The 10,249-nt window shown below is 49.1% G+C and carries 6 protein-coding genes and 1 tRNA gene; 1 reads left to right on the top strand and 6 read right to left on the bottom strand.

What is annotated here, in order from left to right:
* The first annotated feature begins 445 nt into the window (after positions 1-445).
* A tRNA-Thr gene (locus AB5062_RS21995) sits at positions 446-518 on the top strand.
* 27 nt (positions 519-545) lie between these two features.
* On the opposite strand, the gene AB5062_RS21990 is transcribed toward AB5062_RS21995, so the two are convergent.
* From AB5062_RS21990 to gltB, 6 genes are all read right to left on the bottom strand, one after another.
* Positions 546-1,370: a carboxypeptidase-like regulatory domain-containing protein gene (locus tag AB5062_RS21990; RefSeq protein ID WP_117678548.1), complete on the bottom strand. Its 825-nt coding sequence runs from the start codon at positions 1,368-1,370 to the stop codon at positions 546-548.
* Positions 1,371-1,443: 73 nt separating this feature from the next.
* A complete protein-coding gene (locus tag AB5062_RS21985; RefSeq protein WP_117678549.1) occupies positions 1,444-1,662 on the bottom strand; it encodes a hypothetical protein in 219 nt (72 codons plus the stop codon).
* Positions 1,620-1,901, bottom strand: a complete 282-nt coding sequence (locus AB5062_RS21980) for an AAA family ATPase (RefSeq protein ID WP_007846401.1) — start codon at positions 1,899-1,901, stop codon at positions 1,620-1,622. The genes AB5062_RS21985 and AB5062_RS21980 overlap by 43 nt, the downstream gene beginning before the upstream one ends.
* A 247-nt stretch (positions 1,902-2,148) precedes the next feature.
* The gene (asnB, locus tag AB5062_RS21975) at positions 2,149-3,819 is read right to left on the bottom strand and encodes an asparagine synthase B (RefSeq protein WP_195309727.1); all 1,671 of its coding nucleotides are present in this window, start codon (positions 3,817-3,819) and stop codon (positions 2,149-2,151) included.
* Between the two features lie 16 nt (positions 3,820-3,835).
* Positions 3,836-5,176, bottom strand: a complete 1,341-nt coding sequence (locus AB5062_RS21970; protein ID WP_117678551.1) for a glutamate synthase subunit beta — start codon at positions 5,174-5,176, stop codon at positions 3,836-3,838.
* A gap of 24 nt (positions 5,177-5,200) precedes the next feature.
* Entirely contained in the window at positions 5,201-9,679 is a 4,479-nt protein-coding gene (gene gltB / locus AB5062_RS21965) for a glutamate synthase large subunit (RefSeq protein ID WP_022508948.1), read from the bottom strand.
* Positions 9,680-10,249: the final 570 nt, after the last annotated feature.

Raw genomic sequence — 10,249 nt, 5'->3', positions numbered from 1 at the left:
AGATATCAGAAGGTGGAGATAGAAAAGGATGGAACGGTGCATCTGACCATCATTCCGGGTAAGGTAAAGACCATCAAACTTTGACGGATATTGAATTGTTTGGGTATGGAGTGGGTAAATTTCAGTATATCACGGGTGTTTGATGAGGAGAGCAATTAGTGTAAAATAGTTTTTACGCCTTGATGTTATAATCTTTACATAAAAGAAAACAATTCTACCGTTGAAGCTCTTACGTGGGATACCGCTTTCAAGAACATAAACGAACCAAGCGGATGGGCCATGAAAGGGATACATGAAGAAGCCTACTAATAAATCCGGCATCAATTGACATAACAAAATCGGATAACTGAAAAATTATCCGCTTTTAGTTTCTTTATTTCGAAAGAAAGATATATATTTGCAACGCTTTTTCAGAAAAGCACCCGATATTGCAGAAAAAACAGTTGCCGAAATGGCTCAGTTGGTAGAGCAATTCATTCGTAATGAATAGGTCCCGGGTTCGAGTCCCGGTTTCGGCTCAAGAAGCGGTAGAATACCGCTTCTTTTTATTTTATATAGTTCTCTTTTTCCATATAATAAAGCCCTTCTCCACGGTCACCATTCTCTAAATCAGTTAACTCTACTTTAAATATTCGGTAGGGGAGAATATTTTTCTGGTGTCTGGGCATATCCACGGTCAGCAGATAGGCATTGCCGTATTCGGTAGCATCGAAGTACTCTTTTATCTCTTGTTTCATCAGAACAGGTACTTCTTCTCCATTTATCCAAACGATAGCTTTTAGTTTGTCAGCCGATGGTGCCAGCAAAACGCCTTTGGCTTGTTTGCTTAAACCTGTTTGCTCAATCTTGCTAAGATCCTGTGCATGTACAAGTGAGGATTTTTCTTCTTTTTGCCATTGCAGGGTGCGGGTCAGACTCATGGGTCGAACATATATCTGATAGGTGGGCATGCCTCCAGGGATGTGGAAAATACGTAGTCCATAGACTTCCATACGATGATAGCGAATGTTGAGAGTGGTATCACGATCGGCAATGAAATTCCATGCCCAAAATTCGAGACGTTGGTCTTTTTCCGCTAGTCCGGGTTTTACGGTATGTGGGTAGGTAGACATATTGATAGCTCCCATACTTTGATACTTTCCTTTAGGAATACGGGTGGTGTAGTATCCGTTTTTGTCAGTGATGGCTTGTTTAATGTCATCAAAAGAGGGGCTCTGCCAAAAGATGGAACAACTGTCAATGGGTTGTCCGTTATAATCTGTTACTTGTCCGCGTATGGTTATTGAATCCCGTTGTTGTGCATATCCAGCAGAATAAAGAAAAAATAGGATAAAAAGGAGAATCAATTTAGGAATAAAAGGTGTTTTCATTATTTTATCTGTTAATTGTGTTTTTAATGTGTATCTTTTTCACTTCTCACCACTTCCCATCCTTTGAACTGTATCAGGACTTTATGTAACGTGGTTCCTTGAGCCAGATACAGCACTTTTCTTCAAAATTATCATAATAATAAGAAGCGTAATCCTTTATGAACAGGTAGAGGACAACATTGCAATAAGTCTCAAAACATTTTTCCAGTCTTTCCAATGAAACCCCTGCCTTTGAGAAATCAAAATAAATCATCTGGAAACGGTTGCGCTGGTCGGTGGAATTCTTACCAATCCATAGTCCGCTGAATAACTTTCGAAACGGTCTTTTTGCAAAATGTCATAGTAGGCTTTCATTATGCTTAGGAAAAGGCTTTTTCCGAAACGGCGCGGACGTATCATAAAGATATAGCTGGCTGTATCTTCAATCAGGGGCAAATACATGGTCTTGTCCACATAATAATAATTTTCAGTCCGCATCCGCACAAAGTCCGAGATGCCGTAAGGGATTTGAGGCGCTTTTTTTGTTTCCATCTTTCTTCTTCTCTTTTTTATAGCTATACAAAGCTACACCATTTTTTTCTGATACCCGGCATGGAAAGGGCTGTTTTTTCCACTCTATTTCGAAAACGTTGGCAAAAGCACCGCGCAGCCTTCCTCTTTTCGAAGGCAAGGCCGCGCAAGATTTCGGGGTGCAAAGCATCTCTTCTTTGAATACATGCTGTAAGAGAAGCGGTAAAGATATGCATGAAATTGTTGGAATCAGACTCACGTTGCCATATTATGAATCATATGCTTCTTCGTGCACTCCCTTCACGGCCCGTCCGCTTGGTTCGTTCATGTTCTTGAAGGCGGCGTCCCACGCAAGGGCTTCGGCTGTAGAACATGCCACACTGGGCACGCTTGGCACGCTGCGGGCTGCGCTTTCACTGGGAAAGTGCTCCTGGAAGATGCTGCGATAGTAGTATTCTTCCTTGTTTTGTGGCGTATTGATAGGAAACCGTTCGGTTGCGTGCGCCATTTGCTCGTCACTGACGGCTTCGGCGGTAAGGGCTTTCAGTGTATCAATCCAACTATAGCCCACGCCGTCGCTGAACTGCTCTTTCTGTCGCCATGCTACACTGTCGGGCAACATGTCTGCAAAGGCTTTGCGGACGATTTTCTTTTCAATGGTGCTTCCGGGGCACATCTTTGCCTCGGGATTGAGGCGCATGGCTATGTCCAGAAAATCTTTGTCCAGGAAAGGCACTCGGCCTTCCACTCCCCATGCTGCGAGGGATTTATTGGCACGGAGGCAGTCATAGAGGTGGAGCTTGCCTAGTTTACGCACGGTTTCTTCATGAAAGGCTTGGGCTGTAGGGGCTTTGTGGAAATAGAGATAGCCGCCGAACACTTCATCAGCTCCTTCGCCACTCAGCACCATTTTGATTCCCATGCTTTTAATGACGCGTGCCAGCAAATACATCGGGGTAGAGGCGCGAACGGTGGTGACATCGTAAGTCTCGATGTAGTAAATGACGTCGCGAATAGCGTCCAATCCTTCTTGGATGGTATAGTGGATTTCATGATGCACGGTTCCGATAAAGCGGGCCACTTCGCGGGCTTTTATTAGGTCGGGCGCACCTTCCAGACCGATAGCAAAGGAATGGAGCTGAGGCCACCAGGCATCTTTTTTATTGTCGGTTTCTACCCGTTTGCCTGCATATTTCTTGGCAATGGCAGAGATGACGGAACTGTCCAGACCGCCGGAAAGAAGTACGCCGTAGGGCACATCACTCATCAGTTGACGTTTAACGGCCTCTTCCAGTCCGTCGTGTATGTCCTGGGAATAGGCATTGTTGTTTTTCACGGTTTCGTATTCAAACCAGTCGCGGACGTACCAGCGGGTCATCTTGCCTTCTTTTCCCCAATAGTAATGGCCGGGAAGGAAGGGTTCGTATTCATCACAGAACCCTTCGAGGGCTTTCAACTCGCTGGCGCAGTATATTTTGCCGTCCTTATCCTTACCTATATATAAAGGTATGACTCCGATGGGGTCGCGGGCAATGAGGAAATCGTCTTTCTCCTCATCATAAAGGGCGAAGGCGAAGATGCCGTTCAGGTCTTCGAGGAAGTGAATACCTTTGTCACGGTAAAGGGCAAGGATGACTTCGCAGTCGCTTCCGGTTTGGAAATCATATTTTCCGGCGTACTTTGCACGAACATCCCGATGGTTGTAGATTTCTCCGTTCACGGCAAGGATTTGTTTCCGGTCGGGACTGTATAGGGGCTGCCCTCCGCTTTGAGGGTCTACGATGGAGAGGCGTTCATGGGCCAGGATGGTAGAGCCGCCTACATAGATACCGTTCCAGTCCGGTCCGCGGTGGCGGAGCTTTTGTGACATTTTCAATGCCTTCTGACGCAACTCTTGCGTTTGTTGCTTTATCTTGAATATTCCTACGATTCCACACATAATTGTATTTGTTGATTTATTTATTGAGATAACTGTCTATGTCCGTTGCCGCTTTCCGTCCGCTGGCAATGGCGCGTACCACCAGGCTGGCTCCGCTTGCCGCATCGCCGGCTACGAATACGTTTTCGGTGAATTGGGGATGTTCGGGTTTTAAGAAGCCCATTGCCAGAAGAACCAGGTCGGCTTCAATCACTTCCACCTTTCCGGTGGGCTTCATGACAGGGCGGCCGCCGTCGGGATCGGGAGTCCATTCCACCTGTTCCACTTCCACACCGCACACTTTACCGTTTTTGCCTAAAAACTTACGGGTGGCGAGAGACCATAGGCGGCTGCACCCTTCTTCGTGAGAAGAGGTGGTTTTCAGTACGACGGGGAATTGGGGCCATGGAGTGGCAGGATTCTGTCCTACGGGCGGCTGGGGCATGATTTCTATTTGGGTGACGCTTAGGGCACCTTGCCGGTTGCTGGTCCCTATGCAGTCGCTGCCGGTATCCCCTCCGCCGATGACCAGTACTTTTTTCCCTTTGGCAGTAACCAGTTGTTCTTTCGGGAACGTCATGCCGGCAAGGATACGGTTTTGTTGCGCCAGCATGTCCAGTGCCGGGTGGATGCCTTTCAGTTCGCGTCCGGGGACAGGGAGGTCACGGGCGGTCGGAGCTCCGGTGCAGATGCAGTAGGCGTCAAAACCTTCGGGGAGTTGCCGCACATCCACATCGTTGTTCATTTTGAAGTGGATGCCTTCTTCTTCCATCACCCGGATACGGCGGTCGATGATGGGCTTGTGCAGCTTGAAGTTGGGGATGCCGTAACGTAGCAGGCCGCCGGGAGCCTCATTCTTGTCGAAGACGGTCACTGTGTACCCTTTTCCGTTGAGCTGGTTGGCGGCGGCCAGTCCGGCGGGCCCGGCGCCGATAATGGCTACTTTCCGTCCGTTGCGTTCAATGTTCCGGGGCTTGATGTAACCTTCGCGGAAGGCTGCTTCGGCAATGGCCGCTTCGTTCTCGCGGATGGTGACGGGAGAGTCCATGCTCAGTTTCAGCACGCAACTCTTTTCGCAGAGGGCGGGGCAGATGCGGCCGGTGAACTCAGGAAAATCGTTGGTTTCGTTCAATATCTTGTAGGCTTCCTCCCATTTGCCTTTGTAGAGGGCATCTTGGAATTCGGGCTGCTTGTTGCCCAGCGGACAAGCCCAGTGGCAGAAGGGAACGCCGCAGTCCATGCAGCGTGAGGCTTGAAGTTTCCGGTCACGGCTGTTCAGAGTCTGTTCTACCTCGCTATAATCTGATATCCGGTCGTGGATGGGACGGTAGCCCGCTTCCTGACGCGGAATAGTTAAAAATGCTTTTGGATTTCCCATATCTTTGTTGTATTTCTTTTGTCGTTAATAATCTCTTTGTACATCAGCTATTTTTTGCTGTAGCTTGCGCATTTGTTCTTCTTGCAATACTCGTTTATATTCGATAGGTACTACCTGGATAAATTCATCCACATAGTGATTCCAGTTATCTAATATTGTTCGTGCCAGTTTGGAACCGGTATAGAGGTAATGCTGACGGATCAGTTCATGCAGCTCCTTCCGGTAAGATGCCTCCTCGATAAGTGAGAGCTCCACCATCTCCATGTTGCAGAAATAATCGAAGTTGTGGTTCTTGTTCCACACGTAAGCCACGCCGCCACTCATTCCGGCAGCGAAATTCCGTCCGGTTTCCCCCAGTACCACGACCCGTCCTCCGGTCATGTATTCGCAACAGTGGTCGCCTACACCCTCTACCACGGCCGTCACACCGGAATTGCGGACGGCGAAGCGTTCGCCCACCCGTCCGTTGATATACACCTCGCCGTCAGTAGCGCCATACAGCAGGGTGTTTCCGGCGATGGTATTCTTTTCCGCATCGAAATTGCTGCGCACGGGGGGCAGTACCGCAATGCGTCCGCCGCTCAGTCCTTTTCCCAGATAGTCATTCGCTTCGCCTTCCAGCTTGAAACTGATGCCGTGGGTCAGGAACGCACCGAAACTTTGGCCTGCCGAACCTTTGAATTTGATGTGGATGGTCTGTTCCGGAAGTCCTGCCTGCCCGTATTTCTTGGCAACCGCCCCTGCCAGCATGGCACCTACCGAACGGTCCGTATTGGCGATGGTGTATTCCAGGGAAATCTCTTTTCCGTTTTCTATGGCATCCCGGGCGGCGGCCAGTATGGTTACATCCTTTACATGGGCGATGTCGTGCTTCTGTTCCATGACATGGTGTATGGCAGCTCCGCTGTCCACCCGGTGTAGCAGTCTGCTGAAATCCAATAGTGAGGATTTCTTCTCACTTGGCGCTTGTTGTATTTCAATCAGGTCTGTCCGTCCAATGATATCCTCCAACCGGGTGAATCCCATTTCGGACAGATATTCGCGTACTTCCTGTGCCAGGAAAGTGAAATAATTCACTACATATTCATAGTGTCTGCGGAAATGTTTGCGGAGTTCGGGGTCTTGGGTGGCCACGCCTACGGGACAGGTGTTGGTGTGGCACTTGCGCATCATGACGCATCCCAGCACAATCAATGCGGTGGTACCGAAACCGAATTCTTCCGCACCCAGCAAGGCCATGTTGATAATATCCCGTCCGGTTTTCAACTGTCCGTCCACTTGCAGTTTCACTTGTCCGCGGAGTCCGTTCAACACCAAGGTCTGTTGCGTCTCGCTCAGTCCTATTTCGGGCGAGATACCTGCATACCGCATACTCGATGCAGGCGATGCGCCGGTTCCTCCTTCCGCTCCCGAGATGACAATCAGGTCGGCTTTCGCTTTGGCCACTCCGGCGGCAATGGTTCCCACGCCGCTTTCGGCTACCAGTTTCACGCTGATTCGTGCCTGTGGGTTTACGTTTTTCAGGTCGAATATCAACTGGGCCAAATCTTCGATGGAATAAATGTCATGGTGGGGTGGAGGGGAAATGAGCGAGATGCCCGGAATGGAGTGGCGGGTTTTGGCAATCACCTCATCTACCTTGAATCCAGGCAGTTGTCCTCCTTCTCCCGGCTTGGCGCCTTGGGCTACCTTTATCTGAATCTCTTCGGCATGGACCAGGTATTCGGCGGTGACTCCGAAGCGTCCCGATGCTATCTGCTTGGTCTTGCTGCAAAGTGAGATACCCTGGTAAGTGCCGGTAATGCGGTCGCTGTCCTCACCTCCTTCACCCGTATTGCTGCGTGCGCCCAGTTTGTTCATGGCCAGTGCCAGCGCCTCATGTGCCTCCTTGCTGATAGCACCGAAGGACATGGCTCCTGTCACGAAATGTTTCACGATGTTTTCTACCGGCTCCACCTTTTCCAAATCAATGGGGTTTCGCTTGTGCCCGAAGAAGTCGCGCAGGAAGAGGGGTGACTCTTTTCCATCTACCATGGAGGTGAATTCCTTGAACTTCTTGTAGCTGCCCAGCCGGGTGGCCAGTTGCAGGGTGGAGATGGTTTCCGGATTCCAGGCGTGCCGTTCTCCGTCTTTGCGGAAAGAGAAAAGTCCGTTGTGCGGTAAAATGTCGCTCACTTCTTTTGCGGCGAATCCGGCATCGTGCAGGGCGATGGCGTCTCTGGCGGCTTCTTCCAGACGGATGCCTCCGATGCTGGATGTCTGTGTGCCGAAATAGCTTCTCAGCAATTCCTCGCTGACCCCTACGGCTTCAAAAATCTTTGCGCCCCGATAGGAACGGATGGTAGAAATGCCCATCTTGCTCATGATCTTGAATAAGCCCTTGCGGATGGCCTTGATATAGTTCTTTTCGGCCGTTTCGTAATTCATCTGCACATCGCCTTTCCTCACCAGTTCATCCAGTACGGCGAAGGCCATGTAGGGATTGATGGCACTGGCGCCATATCCCAGCAACAGGGCGGCGTGCATCACCTCGCGAATCTCGCCGCTTTCTACAATCAATGCGGTTTGCACGCGTTTCTGAACGGAGATGAGGTGATGATGGACAGCGCTAACCGCCAGCAGCGACGGGATGGCGGCATGGGTGTCGTCCACAAAACGGTCGCTCAGAATGATATAGTTCACTCCGTCGGTAACGGATTGCTCGGCTTGTTTGCACAGGTCGTTCAGGGCCTCTTGCAATCCGGTTTTTCCCTTGCTCACCTCGAATACGATAGGGAGTTTCACGGTATTGAATCCTTTATACCGGATGTTGCAGAGGATGTCCAGTTGGGTGTTGTTCAGCACGGGATGAGGCAGGCGTACCATTTTGCAATGGCTTTCGCTGGGCACCAGGATATTCATTCCCACGGCGCCGATGTACTCGGTGAGCGACATGACTAACTCTTCACGGATAGGGTCGATGGCGGGATTGGTCACTTGGGCAAACTGTTGGCGGAAATAGTTGAACAGTAACTGCGGCCTGTCCGAAAGGACGGCCAGCGGCGTGTCATTCCCCATAGAGGCGATGGGTTCGGCCCCTGTGTTGCACATCGGCATGAGGGTGCGTTCTATATCCTCGCGCGAGAATCCGAAGGTACGCAGCATACGGTCATAGCCGTCTATCCGGTTGTCTATCTTGCGTCCGCTTTTCAAGGTATCGAGCTCGATGCGGTTGGCAGACAGCCAAGCGCGATAGGGGCGTGCCGATGCCAGTTGTTCTTTTAGTTCACCGTCATAATATATTTTACCCTGTTCGGTATCAATCATCAGTATTTTTCCCGGTTGCAGACGCCCTTTCTCTTTAATCTCTCCCGGTTCGAAATCCATCACGCCTACTTCACTGGCCACTACCATCATGTCATTATTGGTAATGAGGTAACGGGCAGGGCGCAGACCGTTGCGGTCCAACATTCCTCCGGCAAACCGTCCGTCACTGAACAGCAGCGCGGCAGGCCCGTCCCAAGGTTCCATCAGGATGGAATGGTATTCGTAAAACGCTTTCAACTCTTCACTGATAGGGTTTTTGTCGTTGAACGATTCGGGTACTAGCATCGCCATGGCATGGGGCAGGCTCAGTCCCGACATCACAAAAAATTCCAGTACATTGTCCAGTGAGGCGCTGTCGCTCATGCCCGGCTGGATAATGGGACGGATGTCTTTGACATCCCCCAATGCCGGAGAGGAAAGGACACTTTCGCGCGCCTCCATCCAACCCCGGTTACCGCGGATGGTATTGATTTCGCCGTTGTGCGCTAACAAACGGAACGGTTGGGCGAGGCTCCATGTAGGAAATGTGTTGGTGCTGAAACGGGAGTGTACCAATGCCAATCCGCTGGTAAAGTAGGGTTGCGTCAGGTCCGGGAAGTACTCGCGCACTTGCATGGACGAGAGCATACCTTTATATATAATGTTTTTTGCCGATAGCGAAACGATGTAGAAGTCCGTGTGCCGCACGCGCTTTTCTATCTTCTTGCGGATGATGTAGAGGGTGCGTTCCAGACTGTCCGCATCTGTCACTCCGGTGATGAATACCTGTTTGATGTCCGGTTCGGTGGCCCGTGCGTCCTTTCCCAGGCAGGCGGGGTTGGTGGGCACATTGCGCAGGTGCATCAAGGTAAGTCCTTCGCGTTCTATTTCTTCAATCATAATGCTTAGGATGCCGGCCTGCTCTTTTTCGTCTTTGGGCAGAAATACGAGTCCGGTTCCGTATTTTCCTTTTTCGGGTACGGGGATGCCTTGCAGGAGGATGAATTCGTGGGGAATCTGTAGCATGATTCCGGCTCCGTCGCCGGTTTTGTTATCGGCTCCTTCTGCGCCTCGGTGGCGCATGTTTTCCAATACCTTTAATGCGGAGTCTACCAGTTCATGCGACTTGTTGCCATGAATGTTGACTACCATGCCTACGCCGCAAGCGTCATGTTCGTTGGTTGCGTCATAAAGACCTGTTTGCTCTGTTTTTACCATTATTGCTATCTTTAGTTTATAATAATGTTGGTTTGTATTTCATATTGTTCTACAAAAGTAGGTAATTTATTTCTTTTTGATAAAGGGTTGGTGCTTTATTTTGATAAAAAGATGCAGTCTTGCGTCTCTGTATTACAGTTTGTTGTATATATGACGTGTCTATTTAATATTTGAAAGCTAGATTATAAAAAATACTTTTAAATTGTAAGTTTGAATGTTTTTTTCATGATTATCCGCCTATATACCACTAGATGATAAATGGAAATTTATGGATAGAACGCGGATTTATTTCGTTCTACAAATTAAAATTGGAACGCAAATGACACAAATTAATAACTGCACAGCATGGATATAAACCTGCCAGAGGTTAGATTTGTGTCATTTGCGTTCCGGTTTAACCGATAAATTAGTATTTGGTGGTATGGGGATAATCATATTAAATAATGTGGGAAACTTTAGTATATAATGTGTCGCCGCACCTTATATATCTTTTACTGTAGATACTAATTGAAAAGTGCGCTGTATTCTAATTGAAAAGAGCTCCATCCATAACTTGTTACAAAATTACTA

Origin of the sequence: Phocaeicola sp. RTP21359st1_B8_RTP21360_211022, from assembly GCF_040911965.1 — a bacterium.
GTDB lineage: Bacteria > Bacteroidota > Bacteroidia > Bacteroidales > Bacteroidaceae > Phocaeicola > Phocaeicola vulgatus.
The sequence above is the reverse complement of the archived record's forward strand: the minus strand, read 5'-3'. Positions and strand labels throughout refer to the sequence as shown.

Coding starts and splice junctions, on each gene's coding strand:
- AB5062_RS21990 (WP_117678548.1), bottom strand. CDS start 1,370: ATGAAAACACCTTTTATTCCTAAATTGATTCTCCTTTTTATCCTATTT.
- AB5062_RS21980 (WP_007846401.1), bottom strand. CDS start 1,901: ATGGAAACAAAAAAAGCGCCTCAAATCCCTTACGGCATCTCGGACTTT.
- asnB (WP_195309727.1), bottom strand. CDS start 3,819: ATGTGTGGAATCGTAGGAATATTCAAGATAAAGCAACAAACGCAAGAG.
- AB5062_RS21970 (WP_117678551.1), bottom strand. CDS start 5,176: ATGGGAAATCCAAAAGCATTTTTAACTATTCCGCGTCAGGAAGCGGGC.
- gltB (WP_022508948.1), bottom strand. CDS start 9,679: ATGGTAAAAACAGAGCAAACAGGTCTTTATGACGCAACCAACGAACAT.